Origin of the sequence: Rhodoferax sp., from assembly GCF_010365055.1 — a bacterium.
GTDB lineage: Bacteria > Pseudomonadota > Gammaproteobacteria > Burkholderiales > Burkholderiaceae_C > Rhodoferax.
In genome coordinates, this window is record NZ_JAAFHA010000016.1 from 1 (window position 1) to 26,940 (window position 26,940).

28 protein-coding genes and 1 pseudogene are annotated in these 26,940 nt (G+C 61.5%); 12 read left to right on the forward strand and 17 right to left on the reverse strand.

The features are described from left to right. On the reverse strand, positions 1 to 829 hold an 829-nt coding region (gene nrfD / locus GZ093_RS05985), incomplete at its 3' end, for an NrfD/PsrC family molybdoenzyme membrane anchor subunit (protein ID WP_296483440.1). A gap of 2 nt (positions 830 to 831) precedes the next feature. Further along, complete coding sequence (gene dsrO / locus GZ093_RS05990; RefSeq protein WP_363260283.1) at positions 832 to 1,593, reverse strand: sulfate reduction electron transfer complex DsrMKJOP subunit DsrO; 762 nt, start codon at positions 1,591 to 1,593, stop codon at positions 832 to 834. A 532-nt stretch (positions 1,594 to 2,125) separates the two neighbouring features. On the opposite strand from dsrO, the gene wrbA reads away from it, so the two are divergent. Next, positions 2,126 to 2,728: an NAD(P)H:quinone oxidoreductase gene (gene wrbA / locus GZ093_RS05995; protein ID WP_296483443.1), complete on the forward strand. Its 603-nt coding sequence runs from the start codon at positions 2,126 to 2,128 to the stop codon at positions 2,726 to 2,728. A gap of 35 nt (positions 2,729 to 2,763) precedes the next feature. Here the strand turns inward: wrbA and GZ093_RS06000 are convergent, their stop codons facing one another. Further along, positions 2,764 to 3,684: a LysR family transcriptional regulator gene (locus tag GZ093_RS06000; protein ID WP_296483446.1), complete on the reverse strand. Its 921-nt coding sequence runs from the start codon at positions 3,682 to 3,684 to the stop codon at positions 2,764 to 2,766. A gap of 106 nt (positions 3,685 to 3,790) precedes the next feature. Here GZ093_RS06000 and GZ093_RS06005 point away from each other — a divergent pair, with 106 nt between their 5' ends. The 4 genes and pseudogenes from GZ093_RS06005 (at position 3,791) to GZ093_RS06020 (ending at position 6,835) form a co-directional block, all read left to right on the forward strand. After that, positions 3,791 to 4,198: a DoxX family protein gene (locus tag GZ093_RS06005; RefSeq protein WP_296483449.1), complete on the forward strand. Its 408-nt coding sequence runs from the start codon at positions 3,791 to 3,793 to the stop codon at positions 4,196 to 4,198. A 70-nt stretch (positions 4,199 to 4,268) separates the two neighbouring features. Next, entirely contained in the window at positions 4,269 to 5,147 is an 879-nt protein-coding gene (locus GZ093_RS06010; protein ID WP_296483452.1) for a pirin family protein, read from the forward strand. Positions 5,148 to 5,583: 436 nt separating this feature from the next. Next, positions 5,584 to 6,279, forward strand: coding sequence for an esterase (gene ypfH, locus GZ093_RS06015; RefSeq protein WP_296483454.1), 696 nt, complete (start codon positions 5,584 to 5,586; stop codon positions 6,277 to 6,279). 172 nt (positions 6,280 to 6,451) lie between these two features. Beyond that, a pseudogene (locus GZ093_RS06020) lies at positions 6,452 to 6,835 on the forward strand (DUF488 family protein). A gap of 79 nt (positions 6,836 to 6,914) precedes the next feature. On the opposite strand, the gene GZ093_RS06025 reads toward GZ093_RS06020, so the two are convergent. From GZ093_RS06025 to GZ093_RS06070, 10 genes are all read right to left on the reverse strand, one after another. Next, positions 6,915 to 7,910 carry a TIGR01212 family radical SAM protein gene (locus GZ093_RS06025; RefSeq protein WP_296483457.1) on the reverse strand — a complete coding sequence of 332 codons (996 nt, stop codon included), beginning with the start codon at positions 7,908 to 7,910 and terminating at the stop codon, positions 6,915 to 6,917. Positions 7,911 to 8,081: 171 nt separating this feature from the next. Further along, positions 8,082 to 8,336, reverse strand: a complete 255-nt coding sequence (locus GZ093_RS06030) for a GlsB/YeaQ/YmgE family stress response membrane protein (RefSeq protein WP_296483459.1) — start codon at positions 8,334 to 8,336, stop codon at positions 8,082 to 8,084. 61 nt (positions 8,337 to 8,397) lie between these two features. Beyond that, on the reverse strand, positions 8,398 to 8,985 hold the full coding sequence (locus GZ093_RS06035; protein ID WP_296483462.1) for a DUF937 domain-containing protein: 588 nt from the start codon (positions 8,983 to 8,985) through the stop codon (positions 8,398 to 8,400). Between the two features lie 36 nt (positions 8,986 to 9,021). Further along, positions 9,022 to 9,411 carry a DUF3597 domain-containing protein gene (locus GZ093_RS06040; RefSeq protein ID WP_296483465.1) on the reverse strand — a complete coding sequence of 130 codons (390 nt, stop codon included), beginning with the start codon at positions 9,409 to 9,411 and terminating at the stop codon, positions 9,022 to 9,024. 221 nt (positions 9,412 to 9,632) lie between these two features. Continuing rightward, positions 9,633 to 9,854, reverse strand: coding sequence for a hypothetical protein (locus GZ093_RS06045; protein ID WP_296483468.1), 222 nt, complete (start codon positions 9,852 to 9,854; stop codon positions 9,633 to 9,635). 51 nt (positions 9,855 to 9,905) lie between these two features. Continuing rightward, complete coding sequence (locus tag GZ093_RS06050; RefSeq protein WP_296483471.1) at positions 9,906 to 11,351, reverse strand: gamma-aminobutyraldehyde dehydrogenase; 1,446 nt, start codon at positions 11,349 to 11,351, stop codon at positions 9,906 to 9,908. Positions 11,352 to 11,397: 46 nt separating this feature from the next. Continuing rightward, the gene (locus GZ093_RS06055; protein ID WP_296483472.1) at positions 11,398 to 12,234 is read right to left on the reverse strand and encodes an ABC transporter permease; all 837 of its coding nucleotides are present in this window, start codon (positions 12,232 to 12,234) and stop codon (positions 11,398 to 11,400) included. After that, positions 12,224 to 13,129: an ABC transporter permease gene (locus GZ093_RS06060; RefSeq protein WP_296483475.1), complete on the reverse strand. Its 906-nt coding sequence runs from the start codon at positions 13,127 to 13,129 to the stop codon at positions 12,224 to 12,226. Before GZ093_RS06060 ends, GZ093_RS06055 begins: the two co-directional genes overlap by 11 nt. Before the next feature lie 10 nt (positions 13,130 to 13,139). Next, positions 13,140 to 14,165 carry an ABC transporter ATP-binding protein gene (locus GZ093_RS06065; RefSeq protein WP_296483478.1) on the reverse strand — a complete coding sequence of 342 codons (1,026 nt, stop codon included), beginning with the start codon at positions 14,163 to 14,165 and terminating at the stop codon, positions 13,140 to 13,142. 14 nt (positions 14,166 to 14,179) lie between these two features. After that, the gene (locus GZ093_RS06070) at positions 14,180 to 15,331 is read right to left on the reverse strand and encodes an ABC transporter substrate-binding protein (protein WP_296483482.1); all 1,152 of its coding nucleotides are present in this window, start codon (positions 15,329 to 15,331) and stop codon (positions 14,180 to 14,182) included. A 250-nt stretch (positions 15,332 to 15,581) separates the two neighbouring features. On the opposite strand from GZ093_RS06070, the gene GZ093_RS06075 reads away from it, so the two are divergent. Continuing rightward, positions 15,582 to 16,511 carry a LysR family transcriptional regulator gene (locus tag GZ093_RS06075; RefSeq protein WP_296483484.1) on the forward strand — a complete coding sequence of 310 codons (930 nt, stop codon included), beginning with the start codon at positions 15,582 to 15,584 and terminating at the stop codon, positions 16,509 to 16,511. Positions 16,512 to 16,630: 119 nt separating this feature from the next. Here GZ093_RS06075 and GZ093_RS06080 read toward each other — a convergent pair whose 3' ends face one another. Next, entirely contained in the window at positions 16,631 to 17,422 is a 792-nt protein-coding gene (locus GZ093_RS06080) for an exodeoxyribonuclease III (RefSeq protein WP_296483487.1), read from the reverse strand. 11 nt (positions 17,423 to 17,433) lie between these two features. On the opposite strand from GZ093_RS06080, the gene pyrE reads away from it, so the two are divergent. Both pyrE and GZ093_RS06090 read left to right on the forward strand, forming a co-directional pair. Then, on the forward strand, positions 17,434 to 18,156 hold the full coding sequence (pyrE, locus tag GZ093_RS06085; RefSeq protein ID WP_296483490.1) for an orotate phosphoribosyltransferase: 723 nt from the start codon (positions 17,434 to 17,436) through the stop codon (positions 18,154 to 18,156). Positions 18,157 to 18,158: 2 nt separating this feature from the next. Beyond that, positions 18,159 to 18,824: a DUF4124 domain-containing protein gene (locus tag GZ093_RS06090; protein WP_296483491.1), complete on the forward strand. Its 666-nt coding sequence runs from the start codon at positions 18,159 to 18,161 to the stop codon at positions 18,822 to 18,824. Positions 18,825 to 18,896: 72 nt separating this feature from the next. Here GZ093_RS06090 and gatB read toward each other — a convergent pair whose 3' ends face one another. From gatB to gatC, 3 genes are read right to left on the reverse strand one after another with little or no spacing between them, the layout of a single operon-like run. After that, positions 18,897 to 20,387 carry an Asp-tRNA(Asn)/Glu-tRNA(Gln) amidotransferase subunit GatB gene (gatB, locus tag GZ093_RS06095; protein WP_296483494.1) on the reverse strand — a complete coding sequence of 497 codons (1,491 nt, stop codon included), beginning with the start codon at positions 20,385 to 20,387 and terminating at the stop codon, positions 18,897 to 18,899. Between the two features lie 2 nt (positions 20,388 to 20,389). After that, a complete protein-coding gene (gatA, locus tag GZ093_RS06100; RefSeq protein ID WP_296483497.1) occupies positions 20,390 to 21,865 on the reverse strand; it encodes an Asp-tRNA(Asn)/Glu-tRNA(Gln) amidotransferase subunit GatA in 1,476 nt (491 codons plus the stop codon). Positions 21,866 to 21,889: 24 nt separating this feature from the next. Beyond that, entirely contained in the window at positions 21,890 to 22,189 is a 300-nt protein-coding gene (gene gatC, locus GZ093_RS06105) for an Asp-tRNA(Asn)/Glu-tRNA(Gln) amidotransferase subunit GatC (protein ID WP_296483498.1), read from the reverse strand. A 200-nt stretch (positions 22,190 to 22,389) separates the two neighbouring features. Between gatC and GZ093_RS06110 the strand changes: the two genes are divergently transcribed. From GZ093_RS06110 to mrdA, 4 genes are read left to right on the forward strand one after another with little or no spacing between them, the layout of a single operon-like run. Next, positions 22,390 to 23,433 carry a rod shape-determining protein gene (locus GZ093_RS06110; protein ID WP_296483501.1) on the forward strand — a complete coding sequence of 348 codons (1,044 nt, stop codon included), beginning with the start codon at positions 22,390 to 22,392 and terminating at the stop codon, positions 23,431 to 23,433. Positions 23,434 to 23,448: 15 nt separating this feature from the next. After that, positions 23,449 to 24,369, forward strand: coding sequence for a rod shape-determining protein MreC (gene mreC / locus GZ093_RS06115; protein ID WP_296483503.1), 921 nt, complete (start codon positions 23,449 to 23,451; stop codon positions 24,367 to 24,369). Next, positions 24,366 to 24,896: a rod shape-determining protein MreD gene (gene mreD, locus GZ093_RS06120; RefSeq protein WP_296483505.1), complete on the forward strand. Its 531-nt coding sequence runs from the start codon at positions 24,366 to 24,368 to the stop codon at positions 24,894 to 24,896. Before mreC ends, mreD begins: the two co-directional genes overlap by 4 nt. Before the next feature lie 18 nt (positions 24,897 to 24,914). Beyond that, the gene (mrdA, locus tag GZ093_RS06125; protein WP_296483509.1) at positions 24,915 to 26,921 is read left to right on the forward strand and encodes a penicillin-binding protein 2; all 2,007 of its coding nucleotides are present in this window, start codon (positions 24,915 to 24,917) and stop codon (positions 26,919 to 26,921) included. The last annotated feature ends 19 nt before the right edge of the window (positions 26,922 to 26,940 follow it).

Genomic DNA, 26,940 nt, shown 5'->3' on the forward strand with positions numbered 1-26,940 from the left:
GCGCGGTGCTGCCTGCCGCCCACAACCCCGCCACTTTCCAGGCGCTAGAGGGTGCCAACTCGGCCAGGGCCTGCGCGTGAATCGGCGACACACCGCTGAAGCCGAGCATCAGCCAGACCGCGCCAATCAACAGGGCCCCGCCCTGGGTGAACGCCAGCGCCCGGGCCAGGCGTGCGGTGTCGTCGCTTGCGGGCTGGCCGGCCAGGCGAGCGAGGATCAGCGTCAGGCCGATGCCGCCAGCCAGTGCCGTCACCACGAACAGCAGCGGCAGCAAGGGCGTATGCCACAGCGGGATCGCCCGCACCACCATCACCTCCATGCCGGTGTAGAGCGCAACCAGCGACGCCCCGACGAAGGTGAGCGCGGCGGCGGCGAACAGCCCGCCCCGACTCTGCGATCCGCCCCCGCTCAGCAGCCGGCACAGCCGCGTCAGGCGCGGCGACAAGTCGCCCTGCTGCGCCTGCTGCGCCAGCAAGGGCCGCCAAGCCAGCCAGGCGTAGAGCATCAGGCCGCCCACATAGACGGGGATGAAGAAGGAGCCCCAGGACATCCAGGAGGTCGGCGTGAAGTGCAGGTAGAAGTGGTAGGAGCGCCCCGGCTGGTGCAGGTCGGCCAGCAGCGCAACCGGCGCGCTCAGGCCGCAGATCAACGCCACCAGCAGGGCCACGCGCGAAATCCCGATCCAGCCGGGACGGCGCCAGACGATGCCGGGCAGAGAGAGCACAAAGGCGCCGTAAGACAGGCCGATGAGAAAGAAGTATTGCACTGCCCACGGCAGCCAGGCCACTTCACGAATGACATTGACGGTTTCAACGATGCTGGTGTTCATGATCAGACTCCGTGAGTTTTGGATTGCCACAGCGCGCCCTGGCCTTCAACCTTGCCCTGGAAGCGCTCGTCCAGGCCGATGTAATAGACATTGGGCCGGGTGCCCAGCTCGGGCTTGAGCACTTTCAGCTGGTCGCTGGCGGCGTTCATGCGCAGCCGCAATTCACCCTTGGGATCGTTCAGGTCGCCAAAGATGCGCGCGCCGCCGACGCAGGTTTCCACGCAGGCCGGCAGCAGCCCGGCCTCCAGGCGGTGGCCGCAGAAGGTGCATTTGTCCGCCTTGCCGGTCTGGTGGTTGATGAAGCGGGCGTCGTAAGGGCAGGCCAGCACGCAGTAGCCGCAGCCGACGCAGCGGTCACCGTCGACCAGCACCAAACCGTCTGCGCGCTTGAAGGTGGCGCCGACCGGGCAGACCGGCACGCACGGCGGCTCGTCGCAGTGGTTGCACAGACGCGGCAGCACGTAGGTGCCAGCGGGTTGGCCCACCTGGTCGTTCTGCTTGACGCTGTAGTTCGAGACGATGGTGCGAAAGCTGCCCTCGGGCACGTCGTTTTCGTTGATGCAGGCAATCGTGCAGGCCTGGCAGCCGATGCACTTGCGCAGATCAACGAGCATGCCCCAGTGCGCGCCGGACGACGTGGCCGCGGCGGCCGCGGCCGCGGGCAGGCTGACGGCGCCCATGGTGACGATGGGAATCCCGCGCAAAAACGCACGTCTCGAAGACGACACAGTCGGGTCGGCGGGGCTGATTGAGTCTATTTTCATGGCAACATTCCTCGGTTCAAGCTATGCCACGACGATAGGTTCAGAGTGACCCCGCTGCAATTGGGGTGATAGGCCAGGCGGCTAGATGCTTTTACCTAGTGCGTCGTCAGTTCTTGCGTCGCCTGCTGTCACTGTGGGCCACACCATCACACTGCCCGCCGGCAGTGAGCTCAGACCAGCGCAACCGCCCGTGCTGTCGATTGGCGGGCCTGAGTCCTGTTTATGAATGTTTTCGGGCTCTAGCCCACGTCCTTCAAGCACATATAGCTATCTAATTAATAGTTAATGCACGCGACGCCGGTGTGGAATGCCACCGGCTGGTGCTGCAAGGAAAGACTGATCTGCTGACGAACCAAGCCCAAGACGCGCAAGTTCTCGTGTTTGATCTGGCGCCTTGATATTCATCACCACCGGTTAATAAAGTTTTCCTCAAAAATATAGCTTTGCTGTTGGGGCGACAACAGGTCGCACGAGTTCGGTCTTTCGCGATGCGCCCGGCGATTCAACAGGCGCAATCTTCCAAGGAGTTTCCATGTCAAAAGTACTCGTTCTCTACTACTCAAGCTACGGCCACATTGAAACCATGGCGCAAGCGATGGCAGAAGGTGCCCGCTCGGCCGGCGCCAGCGTCGACCTCAAGCGCGTGCCAGAAACGGTGCCGCTGGAGGTCGCCAAGTCGGCCCATTTCAAGCTCGAACAGGCAGCGCCCGTGGCGAGCGTGGCCGAACTCGAAGGCTTTGATGCCATCATCATCGGCTGCCCGACCCGCTTCGGCCGCATGCTCGGGCAGATGGCGAGCTTTCTCGACCAGGCGGGCGGTCTGTGGGCGCGCGGCGCACTGAACGGCAAGGTGGGCGGCGCGTTCACCTCCAGCGCCACCCAGCATGGCGGTCAGGAAGTCACGCTGTTTTCCATCATCACCAACCTGATGCACTTCGGCATGACCATCGTGGGTCTGCCGTACAGCTACCAGGGTCAAATGTCGCTCGATGAAATCGTTGGTGGCAGCCCCTACGGCGCGACCACGATCGCGGGTGGCCAGGGACAGCGCCAGCCCAGCGCGATCGAGCTCGACGGCGCCCGTTTTCAGGGCAAACTCATCGCTCAAACCGCCAACAAATTGTTTGGTGCCTGATCACCTCTGACAGCCGCGCCCCTGCGGCGCCGGCTTCATGCCTGCACCTGTGCCAGCGCCGTTTGCAGCATGTCGATGAAGACCCGTGTTTTGACCGGCATCAGTTTGCGCTCGGGGAACACCGCCCACGCCGTGTGGCTGGGCAAACTCCAGCTTGGCAACACGCGTCGCAGCGCGCCCCGGTGCACATCAGGCAGCGCAAAGTAGTCTGGCACGGCCGCGATCCCCGCGCCGGCGCACGCCAGTTTGATCAGCAACTCGGGCGCATTGGCGCTGGCCCGGCCCGGCGGGATGCCCTGCCAGCGCCGCTCACCTTGCACCAAGGTCCAGGCGGCAGCCTCCCCATTGGCTTGCAGCATCCTGATGGCCGCATGCCGTGCCAGATCATCCGGGTCAGCGGGCTCGCCATGCTCGGCCAGGTAGCTGGGGGCAGCGTACAGACCAAAAGAAAAAACAGCCAGGCGCCGCGCTGCCAGCGAGGCATCGTCAGGCAGCTTGCCAATGCGCAGCACCACATCAAAACCTTCACCGAGCAGGTCCACCCGGCGCGGCGACAAATCGAGTTCCAGCTGGATCGCCGGATACAGCGCAATAAAAGCCGCCAGCGTGTCGGCCAACAGCAGGTTGGCAAAGTCACTGGGCATGGAGACCCGCAGGCGCCCGCTCGGCGTGGCCTGGCGACGCTCACTTAATGCAGCCACCGCCTCCACCTCAGACACCACCTGACGCGCATGCTCCAGCAACTGCAGGCCGAACTCGGTCAAAGACTGACGCCGGGTGGTGCGCAGCAGCAGCCGTTCGCCCAAGCGGTGTTCCAGCGCAGCCAGCCGGCGCGATACCGTGGACTTGGGCAGCCCCATGCGCTCGGCAGCGCGGCTGAAGCTACCCAGCTCGGCCACACTGGCAAAGATGAGCAGGTCGTTGGGGTCGATAGTTGCGCTTGATTGTTCCAACATGGGATCAATCATATCCATTTCAAGGGATTCTCAAGCTGATTGATGACAAATAGACTACATCTACCGCAACACATTGCGTTCATCTCATTTTTTAAGGAAATCCATCATGTCCAACGCAATTCAAAACTCTCTCAATCTGGCCGCACGCTTACTCATGGTCGCTTTGTTCCTGCCCGCCGGCATTGGCAAGCTCACCGGCTTTGCCGGCACCGTGGGCTACATCTCGTCGGTTGGCTTGCCGCTGCCCACTCTCGCTGCCGTCATCGCCCTGATCGTGGAGATTGTCGGCAGCCTGGCGCTGCTGGCTGGTTTTGGTACCCGCATCGCGGCTTTGGTTCTGGCGGCGTTCACGCTGGTGGCCAGCTTCTTCTTCCACAATTACTGGGGTGTTCCTGCTGACCAGGCTTTCATGCAACAACTGCTGTTCTTCAAGAACATCGCGGTCGTCGGTGGCTTGCTGGCCATTGCCGCCAACGGCGCTGGCGCATGGAGTCTTGATTCCCGCCGCGATTGAACCTACCCTCGAACAACCAATCAACCCTGCAGGGTGTTGCCGAGCACCCTGCGTCAAGAAGGAACTGCAAATGAACACCATCAGCGACAAGCACGATGTAAAGGTTTCACGCACGGTTGAGAGATTGATCACCGGTCAAGCCACCTCCGACGGCGCTGGCGTCAAACTGACCCGTGTGCTGACACAAGACCTGCAGCAACGGCTCGACCCATTCTTGATGCTCGATGCCTTTGGCAGCGACCAACCCGACGACTACATTGCGGGCTTTCCCGATCACCCGCACCGCGGCTTCGAGACCATCACGTACATGATTGCCGGGCGCATGCGCCACCGTGACAGTGCCGGCCATGAGGGTCTGCTGGAAAACGGCGGCGTGCAGTGGATGACGGCCGGCAAAGGCGTGATCCATTCCGAAATCCCGCAGCAGGAAGAAGGCGTGATGGAAGGCTTTCAGCTCTGGCTGAACCTGCCCCAGCGCGACAAGATGAACACCCCCTGGTACCGCGACTTCAAGGCCGACGAACTACCCAAATTTGTCACGGAAGAAGGCGTGGCCGTGACGGTGATTGCAGGGGAAAGCCACGGCGTGAGTGGTGCCGTGACACGCGACACCACGCAGCCGAACTACCTGGACCTGCACTTGAGCGCAGGCAGCAGCTTCGCGCAGCCACTGCCCGCTGGCCACAACGCGTTCGTCTATGTGTACCGGGGTGAAGTCAGCATTGCGGGTAAGTCGGTGCCAGTCCAGCGCATGGCCATCCTGGCCAATGACGCCCAGGCTGATGGTGTGGTGATCGAGGCCAGCGTGGATGCCAGGGTGCTGCTCATTTCAGGGCAGCCTTTGAAAGAGCCTATCGTTCAGTACGGCCCGTTTGTGATGAACACCAAAGATGAAATCTACCAGGCCCTGAGTGATTTCCGCGACGGACGGCTGGGCGAATCGGCCTGATCCGCCATCCCAACCGGGAGGCATCGCCATAGGTCACCCTGGTTGCCGATCTCTCAAAGCGGTGCTTGGCCAGGTGGCGATTCGCGTCAGTTGACCATATTTATGGATGTTTTCTGGCTCTAGCCCACGTCCTTCAAGCACATGTAGCTATCTAATTAATAGTTATTTGCACGGGTCGTTCGGTTTGGAGTGGGGCTGGAGTTGCGCCATGCCGAGTCCAGCGTGATGTGCGCATCGTCGAGTCTTTGGCCCGCTGCAAGGTCGGCCGCGCCGAGCGCATGCATGAACTCAACCGTTTTGTGCGGGAGGCAGGGCGTGGGTATTACATCGACGGGCGTGCCGCAAGCTGACTAAGCCGCGGCGGTGAAACAAGGCCTTGCAAACGCTCGTTTTAGCTGCGGCACAATGCACAGCTAGCCAACCCGTAGAGCCCGCCATGCCCGATCTTTCACTCGTCATCCAGGAGCGCGCCGACCAAGCGGCGCAGCTGATTCTGTTGTGCCACGCGGCCGGGGCCGATGCCGCGTCGCTGCTGCCCTTGGGCGCGCGACTGAGCGAAACCTTTCCCCAGGCCACCATCGTCTCCCTGCAGGCCGCTACGGCGGCTGACGCCCCCCAGGGTTTCGACTGGTTTCCCATGGCCGATGTGACCGACCAGAACCGCCCGTTGCGGGTGGCCCAAGCCCTGCCAGCGCTGCAAGCCGCCGTGCGTGGCTGGCAGGAGCGCAGTGGGGTGTCGGCAGCAGCCACCGCGTTGATCGGCCTGTCGCAGGGCGCGGAAATGGTGTTGGAGCTGAGCAAATTGCAGCCCATGCTGGCCAGTCGCGTGGTCGCCATCGGCGGACGCTTCACCACCCTGCCGGATGTGCCTGTGGCCGTGACCACCATCCATCTCCTGCATGGCAAGCAAGACGAGCTGATTCCCTACAGCCACAGCGTGACCGCAGCCCACCATTTGCTGGACATGGGCTGTGACATCACGGCCGAGGTAGTGCCCTTTGTCGGTCATGAGCTGCACCCCGATTTGATAGCGCTGGCCATCACCAAACTCAGCACCCATATTGCCCGGCATTTGTGGACGGCGGCACAGGAGGCAGCACCCAACGACCAGGGCACCAATACGTCCGGTTGAGCGTGCCCTGGCCGAGACGATCGTGCAGGCGGTGCTACCGGGCACGCACGAGCGCCTCCAATTTTTCCGTATCCAGATTTCAGGGCGGTAGCCCCTGTCACCTATATGTAGTGCGCTATCTTTTTAGGATTTTTATGGGGCCGGATTGATCAAGCAAGGAGTTGTCAGGGGAATACGTATTGTCCGATTGGGGAGCGAGCGAGCGCCCGCTGAAGGCCCCCGGATAGGAGCCGTGCGGCGTCCGCCGCGAGGCGCCCCAAAGACCGAGTTTGCACGGCAGAACTGGTATGACGTCTGGTACCCCAACCTGGTGCCCAGCATGGAGACCATGAAGCTTGGGTAGGAGGCCGATCACGAGGCCAAGTGGAACGCGTTCGCGAAACGCTACCGCGCCGAGATGAAGCAGCCCGATGCGACGCGCACGATGGAACTGCTGGCCCAGCTATCGCATGGCGCCAATTTCTCCATGGGCTGCTATTGCCAGGACGAGTCGCGCTGCCATCGCTCGATTCTCCGGGCGCTGCTGGTGGAACACGGGGCCTTGCTGAGCGCATGAGGGCCGGTTGCGGTCTGGTGCGCGGCTGCGCGTGTCGATGTACTATGCTCTTTGGGCTGCCGGCCCAGTGGCTGCGGCCTTATTCGCTATGAAAAAAGAAGCAATCTAAAGTACGGCCGGGCGCCGTCGTCACATAGCGGCTGCCCTGCCAGCTTGAGCGCCGGGCCAGTTCGGCGGAGAGGCGCGGGGCCAATTCGGACAGCCGCAGGTTCCACGCCGGAGCGAGTTTGAGCGATGGCGGCACTTCGCTGCCGATGCGCTGCAGCAGAATCCTGGGCGACAGGCGTTCGATGAAATCGACGAGCAGACGGACGCAGGCCGGCTCATCGAGCAGAGGCACCGCCGCTGGGTCGCGCTGCCATTCGCGCGCCAGCGCGGTGCCGCGCACCAACTGCAATTGATGCAATTTCAGCGCGTGGATCGGAAGGGCGGAGAGCTGGCGCGCGCCGTCCATCATGCTGGCGTGGGACTCGCCCGGCAGGCCGAGCATGACGTGGGCGGTGACGTCCAGCCCGCGCGCCGCCGCGCGCTCAATCGCGTCCACGCTGGCGGCAAAATCGTGGCCGCGGTTGACCCGCGCCAGCGCCGCGTCGTTGCAGGACTCGACGCCGATTTCAAGCTCGATGATGGTGTCGCTCGCCAGTTCGGCCAGGTAATCGAGCACGGCGTCGGGCAGGCAGTCGGGGCGGGTGCCGATCGCCAGGCCGCTGATCTGCGGATGGGCCAGTGCCTCGGCGTAGCAGGCGCGCAGCCGCTCAAACTCGCCGTAGGTGTTGCTGTAACTCTGAAAATACGCGATGTAGCGCTGCGTGCCAGGGTAGCGCCGCTGCAGGAACTCCAGCCCGGCGTCGATTTGCTCGGTGATGCTCTGGCGCCGGTGCAGGTAGCCGGGCGTGAAGCTGGCGTTGTTGCAGAAGGTGCAGCCCCCGGTGCCGACCAGCCCGTCGCGGTTTGGGCAGGTGAAACCCGCCAGCACAGAGACCTTCTGCACCCGACCGCCATGGCGCGCTTTCACATGGTCGTTCCAGGCGTGGTAGCGACGTTCGCCAAAGGGAGAGCAGGCGACGGGATTCATGCGGTGCGGCGTGAGCGCGCGGCGCTGGAAAGGCGCTGAGGGTCGCTGAAAGAAGGGCGCGCCATGACGTTGTGGGAGTGGAGGATCAACAATTGAACGGGCAATTATATGTAGCCGCCTTGCCGCGGCTGGCCAGCACGTCCGTCAGTCGCGCAACGCAGAGGCCCTGCGTCAAGCCTTGCGGAAGATGCCAACTTTGTTCAAGATGAAGATCAAGAGTACCGCACCCACGACCGCCACCAGGAAACCCAGGATGCCGCCAGTGGGCGCGATGCCCAGAAGTCCGGCGATCCAGTAGCCCAGCATCGAGCCCACGACACCCACCAGTACGTTGGCGATCCAGCCCATTTGCGCGTTGGTCTTCATGACGATGCTCGCCAGCCAGCCGACGATTCCGCCAATGATCAACGAAATAATCCAGCTCATAGCGGTACTCCCTTTTGAGATTCAAATCACCGGCACAGTGCAGCCAAGCTGCGCTGTGGGTCTAACCCATCGCCTTGCCGGCCATCCGCAAGATGTCATCGAGCGGATTGCCGTCTCCGTTCAGGTCGAGCATCGAGGCAAGTCCCGGCGCGCTGCCGGAGCCGCCGGTCCGGCCGCCGAGCAGCCCCCCCAGCAGGCCGCCAAGGCCGCCGCCCGTCGGTGAGGGCGGCGCCGCAGCGCCGCTGCCTTGCTGCTTCGCCATGTAACCTGCAACCAACATGGCCAGTATCGGCAGCATCTTCTTGAGCAGCGACGGGTCAAGCCCCGACTGCGCCGCTGCATTCTGCGCAACCGCCCGGCTCACGTCCTTGGAGCCAAATATTTGCCCGAGCACCTCGTTGCCCGGGACCACGTCGGTGGGCTGTGGCGCCAGCACCTGATCGAGCAGGCTGCCACCGCCGAGTTGCCCGAGCAGGCTGCCGAGCCCCTCTAAGCCCGTGGGCTGCGACTGCGCCTGTTTCTTGAAGCCGCCGAGAATCGCCGGAATCAGCGCCGCGGCGCCGGTTTCTGCCTGGCTCTCACTGACGCCCAGTTCGTGGGCCATCGACTGGAGGCCGCCCATTTGGGCGAGGATGTCCGCCATCTGCATGTGCCTGCTCCTTGCTTGAGGGATTGAGCTGCCGTTTCAGGCCAACAGATACTGAGGGACATTGCCGCCGTTGGCCGCAATGCGTGCCAGCACGGCCTTGTGCAGCCAAATATTCATCTTCGCTGAATCACTCATCAGTTCCGCCGGGCAATTCAACTCCGTGGCCAGATCCTTGCGCGCAGCAATGCTGCTGTCAATATCGAGCAGCTTCAGCAAGTCGACGATGGAGGTGCGCCAATTCAGCTTCTGCGGGTCCGCCGCCGCGCGCTGCTCCAGTTGCGCGACAACATCGACGAGCGCGACCGGCTTGGGTGGCGGCGCTGCAGCCTGGGCCGCTCCCGGGCTCGCAGGTGCGGCAGTTGCTGCCGGTGTGGCGGCTGCTTCGCCGATGCCTAGTTTTTCAAGTATCTTGCTAAAAAATCCCATGACGCTCTCCTTGGGTAGTGAGTAGGACGGTGCAGTCCTGCCGCACGGCAGTGCCACAACGCCTCGGATGGAGCACAGGCCAGCGAGCTCCCGCAACCGCGCGCTAACCACGATCAAACAGATGGGCTTGGACGTGCGGCAAGCAGGACCGACCTGCTCATGCTATTCGCCTGGGGAAGTGCGCAATTGATCAGACGCAAGGTCCGACGAACCCCAAGTCATCAGCCTGTTTCAGCGCCCGAGGCCTGCGTCGCTGCATCAGCGCGTGCGGGGTCTGCTTTGGAGCGCGCCTGGCCTACTGTGCTGCGGGCGTTGCTGGTGCTGCCTCCACAACAGGGCACACCGCCGTACTGAGATTGACCGACAGAGGCGTCAAAATATTCCACGTCATAGTCAAAGCTCAGCGCTGCCTCGTTGGCGTTGTGAGCATTCCAGGCGGCCAAGTCGTGGAAGGTTTAACAATCTCATGGTTTTCTCCTGGATGCAAAAATGGTCTACGCGTTGTGTTTGATCATCACATGGCGCACGCAGCTGTAGTCCTCCAGCGCATACACGGACATGTCTTTGCCATAGCCTGAGTGCTTCATGCCACCGTGTGGCATTTCAGACACCAGCATGAAATGCGTGTTGACCCAAGTGCAGCCGTATTGCAGGCGAGAGGCGATGTTCATGGCGCAACCAACGTCACGGGTCCACACGGAACTGGCCAGGCCGTACTCGGAGTCATTGGCCCAAGCCAACGCTTGCTCAGCATCCTTGACCCGGGTGATGGAGACCACCGGGCCGAACACTTCGCTGCGAACAATCTCGTCGTCTTGCCGTGCGCCGGCTACCACGGTGGGTTTGTAGAAGAAGCCTTTGCTACCCCAAGCGCTGCCGCCGGTCGTGACTTCGATATGCGGCAGTTGGCTGGCCCGGTCGACAAAGCTGGCAACACGGTCGCGCTGGCGGGCTGATATCAACGGGCCCATCTCCACGCCCGGCTCTTGCTGCAGACCGACCTTGATGGTGGAAACTGCACTGCTGAGGTCCGCCACCAGGCGCTCGTAAATTTTGTCGCTGGCGTAGACCCGGCAGGCGGCGGTGCAGTCTTGTCCGGCGTTGTAATAGCCAAAAGTGCGCAGGCCCTCGACGACGCTGGGCAAGTCGGCATCGTCGAGCACAATGACAGGTGCCTTGCCACCCAATTCGAGGTGGGTGCGTGTGACGCCACGTGCTGCGGCCTCCATGATTTTGCTGCCGGTAGATACGTCGCCCGTGAGCGAAGCTATGCGAATGCGCGGGTCGCGAATCAGCGGCGCGCCCACCGTGTCTCCCCGGCCGCACACGATATTGACCACGCCGGGTGGCAAGATGTTGGCCAACAGCTCGCCCAGACGCAGGGTAGTCAGCGGCGTGTTTTCCGAGGGCTTGAGCACCACGGTGTTGCCCATCGCGATGGCCGGGCCTAGTTTCCAAGCGGCCATCATCAGTGGGTAGTTCCACGGCGCAATCGAGGCCACCACACCCAACGGGTCGCGGCGGATCATGCTGGTGTGGCCTGCCAGATACTCGCCACTGAGTGAGCCCGACATATTGCGAATGGCACCAGCGAAAAAACGGTACACATCGGCAATGGCCGGTATTTCGTCGTTGCGGGCGGCACTCAAGGGCTTGCCACAGTTGAGTGACTCCAGCATGGCAAATTCATCGCCGTGCGTTTCAATCGCGTCGGCAATTCTCAGCAAATAGGCACTGCGCTCTTTGGGTGTCAGCGCAGCCCAAGCAGGAAAGGCCTTGCTCGCAGCATCGACGGCCTGGCGCAGCTGGTCGGCGCTGGCTTCGTGCACCTCACACAGCACCTCGCCGGTGGCGGGGTTGAGCACACTCTCGGCACGACCTTCGCCGGTGACGGCCCGGCCGTTGATGATAAGTTGAGTCGGAAATCGTGGTGCTGCCATGATGAAAGTCCAGAGAGTTGATGACAATATTGAAAATAAATGGGGTCTACCGGCCACTCGGACTGGCATCGCCGTCACGGGTGAATCGCCAAGCCAGCAGAATCAGCGGCATGGTGATCAGCATTACCAGCAACGCCACCACATTGGTAATGGCGACTTCGCGCGGGCGACTGAGTTGGTTGAGCAACCAGATTGGCAGGGTTTTGTCTGCCCCGGAGGTGAAGGTGGTCACAATCAACTCGTCGACCGACAAGGCAAAGGCCAGGATGCCGCCAGCCAACAGCGCAGTGCTGAGTTGGGGCAGGATGATGTAGCGCAGCGTGGTCAAAGTGTCTGCGCCTAAATCCATGGACGCTTCAATCAGCCGTGCCGGCAGGCGGCGCAAACGGGCGACCACGTTGTTGTGCACAATCACCACGCAAAAAGTAGCGTGACCAATGACAATTGTCCAAAACCCGGGGTTCACATCCATCAGCTTGAAGGCCGCCAACAGCGCAATACCGGTCACGATACCGGGTAAGGCGATGGGCATGATCAGCAACGTGGTGAATGCATCCTTGCCAAAGAAGCGGTCACGATTCAGGGCGGCAGCCGTTAGCGTGCCCAGTACCATGGCAATCAGGGTGGCCAGGGTCGCCACCGACAGTGACAAAACAATCGCCTCATGAATATCAGTGCGTTCCCAGGCGCGGGCAAACCAGCGCAGCGTCAGGCCGTTCAGGGGGAAGCTGTAGCCACTGTCATCGCTGTTAAACGCATACAGCGCAATGAAGAGCAACGGCAGGTGCAGCAGCGCCAGCCCGGTGTAGGCGGCAGTGCGCAGCACGGCGACACCGCTGGGCAGGCGAAGTTTGAACGGACGCGAGTTCGATTCAGAGTGCATTGAAAGCCCCCAAGCGTCTTGCCAATGCCAAATACACCGTGATCAAAATAATCGGTACGCAGGTAAAAGCTGCTGCCATGGGCATGTTGCCGATCGTGCCTTGCAGGGTGTAGACCATGCTGCCGATATACAGGCCAGACGGCCCCACCAACTGGGGGATGATGTAGTCGCCCAGCGTGAGAGAAAACGTGAAGATGGAACCCGCCACCACGCCCGGAAAAGCCAGCGGCCACAACACCGTGCGAAAGGTTTGCAGCGGACGAGCACCCAGGTCGGCAGAGGCCAGCAGCAGGTTGGTAGGAACTCGTTCAATGGCGGCCTGGATTGGCAAAATCATGAACGGCAACCAGATGTAGGTAAACACCAAGAGCCGCCCGACGTTGGATGTCGCCAGCGTGTCGCCACCAACGCCTGGGATGCGCAATACAGCTTCCAGCGCCCCCAGCAGCCCCAGCCGCTCCAGCGTCCAGTACATGACACCCCCTTTGGCCAGCAGTACCGTCCAGGCATAGGCCTTGACGATGTAGCTGGCCCACATGGGGAGCATCACCCCAACAAAGAAAAAACCCTTTTCAGCGGGAGTGGCGTAGTGGGCCATGTAGTACGCCATGGGAAAACCAATGAGCACGGTACCCAGCGTGACCGCCATGGCCATGGCCAAGGTCCGCAACACAATATCCAGATTGGCAGGCACCAGCAAATTGCGAAAGTTATCAGTGGTCAGCTCGGCCACCACCGACATCGTCATGTCATCAAAGGTGAACACGCTTTGCCCCAGCAAGCTGAGTAACGAGCCCACATACACCACGCCAAACCACAACAGCGGCGGGGTGAGCATTAACAGCAGCGTCAGATTGCGGCGCTGATAGAGCACATTGGAGACCCTTCGGCTCAAGGAGACACCTTCAGGCATCGAGCATCACCATGTCATGTGCCGCCCAGTGCAAGGCGACCTGCTGGCCGGGCGCCGTATGCGTGGCCTGATCACCAGCGGCTGCAACATCCTGCTGCAGGGCCGTCATGATTTGACTGCCCACTTGCACCTCAATACGCTGGGTAGCCCCCAAAAACTGGATCGCCAACACCTCGCCTTCGACTTGCACGCGTCCGGGTGCCGCGGCGCCACCGGCAGGGGCCAGGGCGATGTTTTCCTGGCGCACAGAAAAGCACTGCGAATGCCCTGTGATGCGACGTGCCAGATCCGCAGCGACCACGTTGGAGCTGCCCACGAAGTCTGCGACGAAACGGGTACGCGGGCGGCGATACAACTCGCGCGGGGTGGCAATTTGTTCAATCTGCCCACGGTTGAAGACGGCCACACGGTCCGACATCGACAGGGCTTCATTCTGGTCGTGCGTGACATACACAAAGGTGATGCCCAGCTTGCGGTGCAACACTTTAAGTTCCACCTGCATTTGCTCGCGCAGCTTCATGTCCAGCGCGCCCAGCGGCTCGTCGAGCAACAAGATGCGCGGACGATTCACCAGCGCGCGGGCCAGCGCCACCCGCTGACGCTGGCCGCCCGAGAGTTGTGCGGGCGTTCGCGCGCCATGGTCGGGCAGCGCCACCATGGCCAGCGCTGCATGCGCCAGGGCATAGCGCTCGGGCTTGGGCATTTTGCGTACCATCAAACCGTAGGCGACGTTGTCCAACACGTTCATGTGCGGGAACAACGCGTAGTCTTGAAAGACGGTGTTGACATCACGCGCATAGGGCGGCGTGCCAGCCGCTTCAAAACCCATCAACGTCAATCTGCCGCTGCTCGGTTGCTCGAATCCCGCCATCAGACGCAGCGAGGTGGTTTTCCCAGAGCCGGAGGGGCCGAGCATGGAAAAAAACTCACCCTCCTGGACGGTGAAGCTGACGCTATTGAGCGCCTTGACTTCGCCGAAGTGTTTGGAGACGCTGTTGAATTCGATGGCGACTGGCATACGTAGCCCAGAAATCAACGACCGCCCATGACGCTGATGTAGTCCATGGTCCATTTGGCATAAGGAACACAAGTGCCGTGAGTCGTGCATTTGGCTTGGGGTGTTTTCCAGAATTTGACCTGGGTGAAGCGGTCATAGCCGTTGTCTTTGCAGAAGTCACCGCCGCCGGGCGCCTTGGCCTTGCAGGCCGCAGCAATCACAGGGTTGGCACCAAACCATTCGGCCAGAGGGGCTTGCACCTGGTTGCTCAGTGAGTGCTCCATCCAAAGGTAGGCACAGTTGGTGTTCTTGGCGCTGGCATGCAGCATGGTGGTATCGGCCCAGCCGGTCACGCCTTCTTTTGGAATGGTGGAGGCGATGGGCTTCTTTTCACCTGCCAGGGCATTGACTTGGTAGCCCCACGAGCCTGAAGCCACAACCCCCTCGTTTTTGAAGTCGTTCATCTGCACCGTGGCGTCGTGCCAGTAGCGGTGGACCAGTTTCTTTTGCCCACGCAACAATGCCAGCACAGCGGCATATTGCTTTTCATTGAGTTCGTACGGGTCTTTGATGCCAAGCTCAGGTTTCTTGGACATCAGGTACAAGGCGGCATCAGCGAGATAAATGGCACCGTCATAGGCCTGCACACGGCCTTTGTTGGACTTGCCATCAGGCAGCTGTTGTTCTTCAAACACGACAGACCAGGAGTCGGGCGCTTTTTTGAACACATCGGTGTTGTACATCAACACGTTGGGCCCCCATTGGTAGGGCACGCCGTAATGCTTGCCACCCACCGTGTGCCAATTTGCGTTTTGCAGGCGCGCATCGACATTTTTGTAAGAGGGTATCAATGCCGGGTTGATCTCCTGCACCAGTTTGGAGGCCACCAGGCGCAAGCTGGCATCGCCCGAGGCCGTCACCAGGTCGTAGCCGCCTTGCTTCATCAACGACACCATTTCATCGGAGGTGGCGGCAGACTTGGCGTTGACCTTACAACCGGTTTCCTTTTCAAATCCGGTGACCCAGTCATAGGCCTTATCGGATTCGCCGCGCTCAATGTAGCCAGCCCAGGCGATGATGTTCAGTTGCCCCTCGCCTTTGCCGATGGATGCGGGTGGGGCTGCGAGTGTGGATGCCGCAGCGCAGGCGGCGAGCAGGCCTGCAGTGATGGCGCGTTTTTGAGACATAAAAACTCTCCTGGTGCGAAATGGATGAACAAACCGCTGGACTGCTCATTGGCCGTTCAGCTCGCTTGGAATCTTAGGGGTTGCACAAGGCCTTGCCTACCTTGGCCAGCCAATACGATCTATCTGTAAAATAGAAACCTCGCACCAAAAGACATCAAGTCAATGGTTTACCCTAGGTTCCAAAATGATGCATTGTCGGGTTTACCCTTTAAATCAACCAAAATGGTGCCAGAAATGACGAAAGATCGGTATGGGTACATCTTTTAAGAGCATTCGGTATTTCATAGCGGTGGCGGAGTCGGGTTCCATTTCGGCCGCCATTCAGGGTTTGGATGTGTCGCAATCGGTGGTGTCTACCGCCATCGCCCAGATCGAGGCTGATTTGGGCACGCTACTGTTTGAGCGCCGGGCGCGCGGCATGTCTCTCACCCATGCAGGCCACCAGTTCCTACGCCACGCCCACCAGATTGAGGTGGCCATGCGCAACGCCCGGGACGCGCTGGCGTCAAGACCGCATACGGTGACGGGTAAACTCAATATTGGCGTGACCAGCCTCATGGTGGGCTACTACCTGCCGTTCTTGTTGGATCGTTTTCGCAGGGTGTTTCCGCGCATTCAAGTTCAGATCACGGAAGACCGCCGCGACTATTTGGAGCATTTGCTGGTGAGCGGTGAACTCGATGTGGCACTGATTGTGGTGTCGCAACTGCAAAACTACCGCGCGCTCGAAACCGAAACCATTTTGCGTTCAGGCTGGCGGGTCTGGTGCCCAGTGAACCACCGCATGGCCACAGAAGAAAAAATACAGGCCGCCGATCTGGCCGAGCAGTCTTTGATACTGCTGCAGGTTGATGAACTGGGCGATGCCACCACGGCGCTGTGGAACGCGGGCGGAACCGACCCCAATGTGCTGATCCGCACCTCCTCCGTAGAGGCCGTGCGCAGCCTGGTCGCCACGGGCGCTGGCTGTTCCGTGCTGCCAGACATGCTTTACCGCCCATGGTCATTGGAGGGGGACCGGATAGAAGCCCGGCCTCTGGCCAATCCGCTCGCGCACCTGGAAGTGGGTTTGGCGTGGCGTAAAGGAGCGACGCAACCCGAGTCGCTGAGCAACTTCTTAACTGCCGTTCGTCCTACGCTGGACGGCCATTTGTCCGCCATGGGTGGTCATTTGCGTTAAGGGGCGCGGCGTTAAGGATCTGCAACCCAGCCTCTCGCGTAGCACCACAAGGCGGCCCCCGGTGACGTGTTTGGGTGCTGCGGTCGTTGATCTACCGAGGGGGCGATATGGACATCGTCTTATTTATCCCAGTCATAGTCAATCGTCAACGGCGCATGGTCAGAAAATTTCTCGCCCTTGTAGATGTCCACCGACCGTGCGCCCGATGCCATACCCGCCGTCGCCAGGTGGTAGTCCAGCCGCCAGCCCACGTTCTTGGCATAGGCCTGGCCCCGGTTGCTCCACCAGGTGTAGGCTTCGTCCGTGGCGGTGGGGTGGAGTTGCCGGTACACGTCCACCAGCCCGGCCTCGGCCAACAACTTCGTCATCCAGGCCCGCTCTTCGGGCAAGAATCCTGAATTCTTCCGATTGCCTTTCCAGTTTTTCAAATCTATTTCCTGGTGCGCGATGTTCACGTCGCCGCACAGAATGAAGTCGCGCTCGGTCTTGATTTGCGCCAAGTGCCGATAGAACTCTTCGAGAAAGCGAAACTTGGCCTGCTGGCGTTCCTCGCCCGACGAGCCACTGGGAAAATAACAACTGATGATGGAGCGCTTGGAACTGGGCGTGTCAAAGCGCAACTCGACGTAACGTCCCTCGGCGTCAAACTGAGAGGAGCCGTAGCCGACCCGCACGTCGCTGGGTTCGTGCCGGGTATACAGGCCAACACCGGAATAACCTTTTTTCTCGGCAAAATGAAAGTGGCCGCGCAGGCCGGCCAGGTGTTCAAAGCGGCCCTGCACATCCACTGCCTGTGCCTTGACCTCCTGTACACAAATACAATCTGGCTGAGTCTTGGTGAGCCAGGCTTCCAGGCCTTTGGCTGTAGCAGAGCGGATGCCGTTGAGGTTGAGGCTGGTTAATTTAAACAAGGAATTCCCCGATGTCGATAAGTGTTGGAACTAAAACCGGCGCCGCCCCTGTGTCGGACACATTGGCCCAGGAGTTTGTGCAGTTTGCGCTCGATTGTGGTGTGCTGCGTTTTGGTGAATTCAAAACCAAAGCCGGTCGCCTGAGCCCCTACTTCTTCAATGCCGGCTTGTTTGACGATGGGGCCAAATTAGGACGACTGGCGCAATTTTATGCGCAGCGCCTGCTGGCCAGCGGCATTGAATTCGACATGATTTTTGGCCCGGCCTACAAAGGCATTCCATTGGGTGCGGTGCTGGCGGCGGAGTTGGCGCGCCTGGGCCGCAACGTCCCCTTTGCCTACAACCGCAAGGAGGCCAAGGACCATGGCGAGGGCGGCGCCCTGGTTGGCGCCCCGCTCAAAGGACGGGTGCTGATTGTGGACGACGTGATGTCCGCCGGTACCGCGGCCCGCGAATCAATCGCCGTCATCCAGGCGGCAGGCGCCACGGCCCACGCCGTCATCATTGCGCTGGACCGGCAAGAAATGGCCACCGAGCGCCGTGGTGATGCCGTGGTCGACGTGCCCTACAGCGCAGTGCAGTACGTGCGAGAGCAACTTGGCTTGCAGGTATGCGCCATTGCCAAGTTGGCCGATTTAATGCAGTATCTTCAACAGCACAGCGGGCCCGGACTGGCCGCTGACCAGCAACGGGTGCTGGCCTATCGGCAGCGCTATGGCGTCGTAGAAAGTTAAATATGTTCAGACGGATTGGGTTCGTTGCGACGCAAACTGTCAGCGGCGTTTTGCTGATGATCCTGTTCGGCATGACCGTCGTCCAGGCGCAGCAGTCGGGCAATGGCAACAATGGGCAGGGCATTTACACCTGCGTCGACGCACGGGGCCGAACACTGACCTCTGACCGACCCATTCCCGACTGCAATGACCGCGAACAAAAAGTGCTCAACCCGAGCGGTACGGTCAAAGCCCGGGTGAGTCCGACACTCACCGCGCAGGAGCGCGCGGCGCTTGACGCCCGGGAGAAGGTGGCCCAGGAAGATTGGGCGCGCCTGAATGAAGAGAAGCGGCGCGACCGGGCGCTGCTGGCGCGCTACCCGAATCAGGCGGTGCATGACAAGGAACGCGCTGAGGCGCTAGCTCAGATTGGCGTCGTGCGCCAGGCGGCGATGCATCGGGTGCAAGAGCTGCTGCGCCAGCGCGCCGTGATCAATGAAGAGATGGAGTTTTACAAGAAAGACCCGAGCAAAGCACCGCCCTCGGTCCGGCGCCAGGTTGACGAGCTGGCCCAAAGCCTGGCCATTCAGGGCCGGTTTATTGCCGACCAAGAGTCGGAACTCAAGCGCGTCAACGCGCGTTTCGACGAAGAACTGACGCGGCTGAAGCGGCTGTGGTTGCGGCCTTGACCCATACCCCCGGCCAGCACTTGCGTGCGGCCAAACGGGGTAGGGACCAGGCGCATTGAAGCAGACCTGGCATCAGTCCAGCTTCCGGCGCAGCAGGTCATTCACCTGCTGCGGGTTCGCCTTGCCTTGGCTGCCCTTCATGATCTGACCGACCAGCGCGTTGAGCGCCTTGCTGTTGCCGGCCTTGTACTGCTCGATGTTTTTCGGGTTGGCGGCCAAAACGTCATCGACGATTTTTTCCAGCGCGCCGCTGTCGTTCATTTGCTTGAGGCCTTTGGACTCAACCACCGCATCGACATCAGGGGTCTCGCCGGCCCAAAGCGCATCAAGCACCTGTTTGGCGGCGTTGTTGGACAGGGTGCCGTCCACGATGCGGGTGATCAACAAGCCCAGCTGCGTTGCCGCAACGGGAGATTGCGCGATGTCAATCTCATCAGCATTGAGTCGGCGTGCCAATTCACCCATGATCCAGTTGCTGGCCAGTTTGGCCTGCCCGCAGGCCTGGGTGGTGGCTTCGAAATAGGCGGCGATGGCCCGGCTTTGGGTCAACGCTGTGGCGTCGTAATCCGAGAGCCCATAGTCAGTGACAAAGCGTTGCGCCATCACGCGCGGCAGCTCGGTCATCTCCAAGCGCACGCGTTGCACCCAGTCATCGGCAATCACCAGCGGCGGCAAATCCGGGTCTGGGAAATAACGGTAGTCGGCTGCATCTTCCTTGCTCCGCATGGAACGCGTCTCGCCCGTGTCGGGGTCGAACAACACGGTGGCCTGTTCAATCACATGACCATCTTCAATCTGCTCGATCTGCCAGCGCACCTCGTAGTCAATCGCTTGCTGCATGAACTTGAAACTGTTGAGGTTCTTGACCTCGCGCCGTGTGCCCAGTGGCCCGCCGGGCTTGCGCACCGACACATTGGCGTCACAGCGGAAACTGCCTTCTTGCATGTTGCCGTCGCAAATACCAATCCAGGTCACGATCTTGTGAAGCTCTTTGGCATAGGCTACCGCTTCCAAACTGGAGCGCATGTCGGGCTCGGTCACGATCTCCAGCAGCGGCGTGCCCGCGCGGTTCAGGTCGATGCCGGTTTGGCCCACATAATCTTCGTGCAGCGACTTGCCGGCGTCTTCTTCCAGATGGGCGCGAACCAGCCGCACCGAACGTTTTTCATCGTCGAGGAAAAATTCAACCTCGCCACCGACCACCACCGGAATTTCAAACTGGCTGATCTGGTAGCCCTTGGGCAGGTCCGGGTAAAAATAGTTCTTGCGCGCAAAAATGCTGCGCGGCGACACCTGGGCACCAATCGCCAGCGCAAACTGGATGGCCCGCTCGACCGCGCCCTTGTTCATCACCGGCAAGGTGCCCGGCAGCGCCAGGTCCACTGCGCAGGCTTGGGTGTTGGGCTCGGCGCCAAAGGCGGTGGCGGCGCGGCTGAAGATCTTGGATTGGGTCGAGAGCTGGGCGTGGGTCTCGAAACCAATCACGACTTCGTAACCCATCACCAGCGGAGATGGGAGGGCGGCACGCGCGGCTGACGGTGCTTTTTCAACAAACGTATTCATGCTCAAAATCCTTCTGGCTTGGCCAGGTGCCAGTCCGTCGCCTGCTGGAAGCGATGCGCCACATTGAGCAGGCGAGCCTCCTGCAAATAATTGCCGATCAGTTGCAGCCCGACCGGCATGTGGTTGGCGCCAAAGCCCACCGGCAAACTCATGCCCGGCAAACCTGCCAGCGAGCCCGGCAGGGTAAAGATGTCGGCCAGGTAATCGGCCAGCGGATCGTTGCCGTGCCCGCCCAGTTTCCACGCCACCGTGGGTGCCACCGGTCCGGCAATCACGTCGCACTGCAGATAAGCCTGCTGAAAATCGTCAGCAATCATGCGGCGGATCTTTTGCGCTTGCAGGTAGTAGGCATCGTAGTAGCCGTGGCTCAGCACATAGGTGCCAATCATGATGCGGCGCTTGACCTCATCACCAAAACCCTCGGCGCGGGTCTTTTTGTACATGTCGGTCAAGTCCGCGTACTGCGCGGCCCGGTGACCGAACTTGACGCCGTCAAAGCGGCTCAGGTTGCTCGACGCCTCGGCCGGTGCAATGATGTAATAAACCGGAATGGACAACTCGGTGCGCGGCAGCGAAATCGGCACCAGCCTGGCACCCAGTTTCTCCAACTCCCTGAGTGCGCCGTCCGCGGCAGCGCGCACGTCATCAGCCAGGCCTTCACCAAAAAATTCAGCCGGCACGCCAATGCGCAAACCTTCGATGGATTTGTTCAGAGACCGCGTGAAATCTTCGGCCGGCACGTCCAGTGACGTGGAATCACGGTCCGGGTCCGGCCCACACATCGCCGACAGCAGCAAAGCGCAGTCTTCGGCGCTGCGCGCCATCGGCCCGGCCTGATCGAGACTGGAGGCAAACGCCACCATGCCGTAGCGCGAGGCGCGACCGTACGTGGGCTTGATGCCGGTGACGCCGCAAAACGAGGCCGGTTGCCGAATCGAGCCGCCGGTGTCAGTACCCGTGGCGGCGGGCAGGAGGCGCGCTGCCACGGCTGCCGCGCTGCCGCCGGATGAGCCGCCGGGGGTGCGGGTCAGGTCCCATGGGTTTTTGACCGGGCCAAACGCCGAATTTTCATTCGCCGAGCCCATGGCAAATTCGTCGCAATTGAGCTTGCCCAAAGTCACCACGCCCTGCGCGGCCAGCTTGCTCACCACGGTGGCGTCAAACGGTGAGCGATAACCGGCCAGCATCCTGGAGCCTGCGGTGGAGATGAAATCGCGCGTGACAAAAATATCCTTGTGTCCCATCGGAACGCCCAGCAGCGTTGGCGTGGCACTGCCGGCAGTCAATGCCAGGTCAGCGGCGCGCGCCTGGTCTAGCGTCACCTCTTCGTTGAAGTCCAGAAAAGCCCCGAGCGACGCATTCGCCTGGGCGCGGGCCAAAAAATGCTGGGCCGTTTCCAGGGCGGAGACTTTGCGCGCGCGCAACAGGCCCGCGAGCTGGGCCACGGTGAGGTCGTGCAGTGCAGTGGTGGTAGTCATCTATATGTTTGTTTGTTGGCGGTGTTACTCAATGACCTTGGGCACCAGAAACAGGCCGTGCTCCAGCGCTGGGGCATTGCGCATGTTGGCCTCTCGGTTGTCGGGCTCGCTGACCCGGTCTTCCCGCAGGCGCAAGGTGATGTCCTGAATGGCAGCCACCGGGTGAGCCAGCGGCTCAAGGCCGGTGGTGTCGACCGCACGCATCTTTTCAACCAGGGCAAAGAAGCCGTTGATCTGGGTCAGCATGCGCTCACTCTCGGCGGGTTGAAGCTCCAGCCGGGCCAGGTTGGCAATTCGGGCGATGTCAGCAGAAGTGAGGGACATAAGGTATTTTCATTCGAAACCGGTTGTAAAACACCTCTGAAGAGGCGAGGCCGGACGGTTATTCACAGGGGATGGGGTATTATCCTGCCTTTGGCTAGGGGTCTGCGACCCGGCAGGTTTTAGCCAATAAAACCCGATTTTGAACCCGTTAACCTGGCGATGGCAGGCCGAAGCGCCCACCGTGCCCGAGAGGATTATTAATGTTTGGAGCATTCCGTCAGTACTTCTCCACTGACTTGGCGATTGACCTCGGTACCGCCAACACCCTGATTTACGTCCGCGACAAGGGCATTGTGCTTGATGAACCTTCGGTGGTGGCGATTCGCCATGAAGGTGGCCCGCAAGGCAAGAAGACCATCCAGGCTGTGGGCAAAGAGGCTAAAGCCATGCTCGGTAAAGTGCCCGGCAACATCGAAGCCATTCGCCCGATGAAAGACGGCGTGATCGCCGACTTTACGGTCACCGAGCAAATGCTCAAGCAATTCATCAAGATGGTGCACCCGCGCTCCATTTTTCGGCCCAGCCCGCGCATCATCATCTGCGTGCCGTGCGGGTCCACCCAGGTCGAGCGCCGCGCCATCCGTGAATCAGCTCTTGGAGCGGGTGCCAGCGACGTCTACCTGATCGAAGAGCCCATGGCTGCTGCCATTGGCGCCGGTCTGCCCGTCAGCGAAGCCAGTGGCTCCATGGTGGTGGATATTGGTGGCGGCACCACCGAGGTCGGCGTCATATCGCTCGGTGGCATGGTCTACAAAGGCAGTGTGCGTGTCGGTGGCGACCGCTTTGATGAGGCCATCATCAACTACATCCGTCGCAATTACGGCATGCTCATTGGCGAGCCCACGGCAGAAGCGATCAAGAAAAATATTGGCTCGGCATTCCCCGGCAGTGAAGTGCGCGAGATGGAAGTGCGCGGCCGCAACCTGTCCGAAGGCGTGCCGCGCAGCTTCACAATCTCCAGCAACGAAATCCTCGAAGCCCTGACCGACCCGATCAACAACATCGTGTCGGCGGTCAAGAACGCGCTGGAACAAACCCCGCCCGAACTCGGTGCCGACATTGCCGACCGCGGCATGATGCTCACCGGTGGCGGCGCGCTGTTGCGTGACCTGGACCGCCTGCTGGCCGAAGAGACTGGACTGCCAGTGTTGGTGGCCGAAGACCCCCTGACCTGCGTGGTGCGGGGTTGCGGCATGGCGCTGGAGCGGATGGACCGCCTGGGCTCCATTTTCACCAGCGAATAAGCAACAGGCGCAGCGATGCCACTCGGTACGCTGGACGGGACACCGCCGCCATTCTTTCGGCAGGGCCCGTCGGCCTTATCCAAACTCACGTTTTTCAGCCTGCTGGCGCTGTTCCTGATGGTGGCCGATGCTCGCCTTGAGTTGGCGCGGCCGCTGCGGTTGGCGGTGGCCACCGTGCTCTATCCCGTGCAATGGCTGGCCCTGCGACCGGTGGTGTGGGCCCAGGGCGGCGGTAAATATTTTGAGTCTCTCAAACGCTCCCAGACCAGCGAAGAAGCGGCCCTCTACAAGCTCGGTTTGCAGTCCCTGCGCGCCAGCCAGGTCGAGCAGTTGTTGTTGGAAAACACCCGCTTGCGCGCGCTGCTGGCGCTGCGCGAGCGCGTGAGCACGCCCTCGCAGGCAGCGCAGGTTTTGTATGACGCCGCTGACCCGCACACGCGCAAAGTCATCATCGACCGCGGCTTGCTTGACAGTGTTGTTGCCGGTTCGCCGGTGCTGGATGAAACCGGCGTGTTGGGCCAGGTGACCCGCGTCTATCCGGCGACCAGCGAAGTCACTTTGATCACCGACCGGGAGCAGGCCATTCCGGTGCTCAACACCCGCACCGGGGCGCGCGGCGTCGCCTTTGGGGATCCGGCCTTGCGCGCCAGCGCGCTGGAGTTGCGTTTCATGGCCGCCAATACCGACGTGAAAATCGGCGACCTGCTGACCACCAGTGGCGTGGATGGCGTCTACCCGCCGGGTTTGCCGGTGGCGCGTGTGGCCAAAGTAGATCGGCGCGTTGACTCTGCCTTTGCGCGCATCAGTTGTGAGCCCTTGGCGCTGGTGTCGGGCGTGGTGCACGTGATGGTGCTGCAACCGATTACCAGCCCGATGGCCGCGCCGCCGGTGATGCCAACCGCCGCTGAGGCTGCCCGCAAAGGATTGAAGAAATGATCATGCGACCGGGCCACCAGTTGCTGCTGCCCGCCAACCCTTTCTTCATCTGGGGCAGCCTGCTGGCGGCCTTGTTCCTCAACATGGTGCAGAACATGGGGCTGTGGGGGCGAGCCGCCTGGGTGCCCGACCTGTTGGCACTGGTGCTGGTGTTCTGGAGCGTTCACCAGCCGCAGCGCATCGGCATTGGCGCGGCTTTTGTGTTGGGTATCTTCGTTGACGTGCACCAAGGGGCGATGCTGGGCCAGCACGCACTGAGCTACACGGTGCTGAGTTTTCTGGCCATTGCCATCCACCGCCGCCTGCTCTGGTTTCCGGTGCCGTCGCAGGCGTTCCAGGTGCTGCCCTTGTTTGTGGTGGCGCATGCCATTGCGCTGAGTGTTCGCATGCTGGCGGGCGGCGGCTTTCCCGGCTGGTGGCTGTTGCTGGCGCCGCTGATCGAGTCGCTCTTGTGGCCGGCCGTTAGCGTGCTGTTGCTGGTGCCGCAGCGCCGAACGCCCGACCCCGATGCGAATCGGCCCCTGTGACCCGGTGATTTCGCTTTCATGATCGAACTGCGCAACGTCGAGGCGGATCTGTCGCGTTTTCGCGCGCGGGTGCTGGTGGCAGGGCTCGTTGTGGTGCTGGCTTTCTTGCTGCTGCTGTCGCGCCTTCTGTACCTGCAGGTGGTGCGCCACGATGACCTGCTGGAGCAGGCCGAAAGCAACCGCACAGCGGTTGTGCCGGTGGTGCCGAACCGCGGCCTGATCCTGGACCGCAATGGCATTGTGCTGGCCAGCAACTATTCGGCCTACACGCTGGAAGTGACGCCGTCCAAGGTGACTGATCTGGAGCAGACGATTGATGCGCTGTCGCAGGTGCTCGACATCACGCCGCGTGACCGGCGTCGCTTCAAGAAGTTGCGCGAAGAATCCAAGAGCTTCGAGTCGCTGCCGCTGCGCACCCGCCTGAGTGATGAGGAAGTGGCCAAATTTGCGGTGCAACGCTACCGGTTTCCGGGTGTCGACATCAAGGCGCGCTTGTTTCGCAATTACCCCTATGGCGAGCTGGCCAGCCACGTGATCGGCTACATCGGGCGCATCAACATGAGCGAGAAAGAAAAGCTCGACGACTCCGACGACGCCGCCAACTACCGCGGCACCGACTACATCGGCAAGCTCGGCGTGGAGCAGAGCTTTGAGACCCAGTTGCACGGCATCACCGGGGTTGATTCGATGGAAACCTCGGCAGGGGGGCGTGCCATGCGCCGCCTCGCCAGCAGCCCGGCCACGCCGGGCAACACCGTCAAGCTGGCGATCGACATCAAGCTGCAGCATCTGGTGGAAGAGTTGTTTGGCGATCGCCGCGGCGCGTTGGTGGCGCTGGACCCCCGGACCGGCGAAGTACTGGCCTTTGTCAGCAAGCCCACCTTTGACCCGAATCTGTTTGTCGAAGGCATTGACCAGGAAAGCTGGCAAGGGCTCAACGAGTCCATCGACAAGCCGCTGCTGAATCGGGCGCTGCGCGGCACCTACCCGCCCGGCTCCACCTACAAGCCCTTCATGGCGCTGGCGGCCTTGACGACGGGCAAGCGCTCAGCCAGCACGCTGATCAACGACCCCGGTTTCTTCATGTTTGGGGGGCGCCGCTTTGGCAGCCCGGAGAACGAGCGCGGAGGCATCATGGACATGCACCGCGCCATTGTGGAGTCCAGCAACGTCTACTTTTACTCGCTGGCCAACGAACTCGGCGTTGACGCCATGCATGATTTCATGAAGCCGCTGGGCTTTGGCCAGATCACCGGCATCGACATCCACGGCGAGGTGCGTGGCGTGCTGCCCAGCCAGGACTGGAAGCGCAACTACTACAAACGCCAGGAGCAGCAAAAATGGTATGCGGGTGAAACCATTTCGCTGGGCATTGGGCAGGGCTACAACAGTTTCACCATGCTGCAGTTGGCGCAGGCCACCGCCATTTTGGCCAACGACGGCATCAAGCACAAACCCCAGTTGGTGATCGCCAACCAGGAGGCCGGCAGCCAAGTCAGCGTGCCGGTGGCGCCTGAGCCGCCCGAGAACCTGGGGTTGAAACCAGAGCACATCCAAGTCATCCGCCAAGCCATGGTGGGTGTGACGCAGCAGGGCACCTCCAGGCGGGTATTTGCCGGTGCCCCGTACCTCAGTGGCGGCAAAACCGGCACGGCGCAGGCTGTGACCATGAGAAAAAATGAAAGATACAACGCCGCGCGCATGGAGGAGCGCCAGCGTGACCACTCGCTCTACATTGCCTTTGCGCCGGCCGAGGCGCCCAGCATCGCCTTGGCGGTGATTGTGGAAAACGCCGGCTTTGGTTCCACCTCGGCGGCCCCGATCGCACGGCGCGTGATCGATTACCTGCTGCTGGGCCAGTACCCTAGCGGGGAAGACATCGAGGCCGTGCAACAAGGCCTGGCGACGGCCCCGATTGGCAAGCCGCGCACGGTGGCTGAAGTGCCCTGGCCGCCGGGGGGCCCGGTCACTCCCGCTGCCAGCGCGCCCGCCATAGCGACCAGCGCCACGCCAGCCGTTCGCTAAGGGCGCTGCGGCGCCGTCC

Coding starts and splice junctions, on each gene's coding strand:
- GZ093_RS06030 (WP_296483459.1), bottom strand. CDS start 8,336: ATGAGCTGGATTATTTCGTTGATCATTGGCGGAATCGTCGGCTGGCTG.
- dsrO (WP_363260283.1), bottom strand. CDS start 1,593: ATGAAAATAGACTCAATCAGCCCCGCCGACCCGACTGTGTCGTCTTCG.
- mreC (WP_296483503.1), top strand. CDS start 23,449: ATGCCACTCGGTACGCTGGACGGGACACCGCCGCCATTCTTTCGGCAG.
- GZ093_RS06050 (WP_296483471.1), bottom strand. CDS start 11,351: ATGGCAGCACCACGATTTCCGACTCAACTTATCATCAACGGCCGGGCC.
- GZ093_RS06040 (WP_296483465.1), bottom strand. CDS start 9,411: ATGGGATTTTTTAGCAAGATACTTGAAAAACTAGGCATCGGCGAAGCA.
- GZ093_RS06110 (WP_296483501.1), top strand. CDS start 22,390: ATGTTTGGAGCATTCCGTCAGTACTTCTCCACTGACTTGGCGATTGAC.
- ypfH (WP_296483454.1), top strand. CDS start 5,584: ATGCCCGATCTTTCACTCGTCATCCAGGAGCGCGCCGACCAAGCGGCG.
- GZ093_RS06090 (WP_296483491.1), top strand. CDS start 18,159: ATGTTCAGACGGATTGGGTTCGTTGCGACGCAAACTGTCAGCGGCGTT.
- pyrE (WP_296483490.1), top strand. CDS start 17,434: ATGTCGATAAGTGTTGGAACTAAAACCGGCGCCGCCCCTGTGTCGGAC.
- mreD (WP_296483505.1), top strand. CDS start 24,366: ATGATCATGCGACCGGGCCACCAGTTGCTGCTGCCCGCCAACCCTTTC.
- wrbA (WP_296483443.1), top strand. CDS start 2,126: ATGTCAAAAGTACTCGTTCTCTACTACTCAAGCTACGGCCACATTGAA.
- gatA (WP_296483497.1), bottom strand. CDS start 21,865: ATGACTACCACCACTGCACTGCACGACCTCACCGTGGCCCAGCTCGCG.
- gatB (WP_296483494.1), bottom strand. CDS start 20,387: ATGAATACGTTTGTTGAAAAAGCACCGTCAGCCGCGCGTGCCGCCCTC.
- GZ093_RS06010 (WP_296483452.1), top strand. CDS start 4,269: ATGAACACCATCAGCGACAAGCACGATGTAAAGGTTTCACGCACGGTT.
- GZ093_RS06070 (WP_296483482.1), bottom strand. CDS start 15,331: ATGTCTCAAAAACGCGCCATCACTGCAGGCCTGCTCGCCGCCTGCGCT.
- GZ093_RS06065 (WP_296483478.1), bottom strand. CDS start 14,165: ATGCCAGTCGCCATCGAATTCAACAGCGTCTCCAAACACTTCGGCGAA.
- GZ093_RS06075 (WP_296483484.1), top strand. CDS start 15,582: ATGGGTACATCTTTTAAGAGCATTCGGTATTTCATAGCGGTGGCGGAG.
- GZ093_RS06035 (WP_296483462.1), bottom strand. CDS start 8,985: ATGCAGATGGCGGACATCCTCGCCCAAATGGGCGGCCTCCAGTCGATG.
- GZ093_RS06000 (WP_296483446.1), bottom strand. CDS start 3,684: ATGTTGGAACAATCAAGCGCAACTATCGACCCCAACGACCTGCTCATC.
- GZ093_RS06055 (WP_296483472.1), bottom strand. CDS start 12,234: ATGCACTCTGAATCGAACTCGCGTCCGTTCAAACTTCGCCTGCCCAGC.
- gatC (WP_296483498.1), bottom strand. CDS start 22,189: ATGTCCCTCACTTCTGCTGACATCGCCCGAATTGCCAACCTGGCCCGG.
- mrdA (WP_296483509.1), top strand. CDS start 24,915: ATGATCGAACTGCGCAACGTCGAGGCGGATCTGTCGCGTTTTCGCGCG.
- GZ093_RS06005 (WP_296483449.1), top strand. CDS start 3,791: ATGTCCAACGCAATTCAAAACTCTCTCAATCTGGCCGCACGCTTACTC.
- GZ093_RS06025 (WP_296483457.1), bottom strand. CDS start 7,910: ATGAATCCCGTCGCCTGCTCTCCCTTTGGCGAACGTCGCTACCACGCC.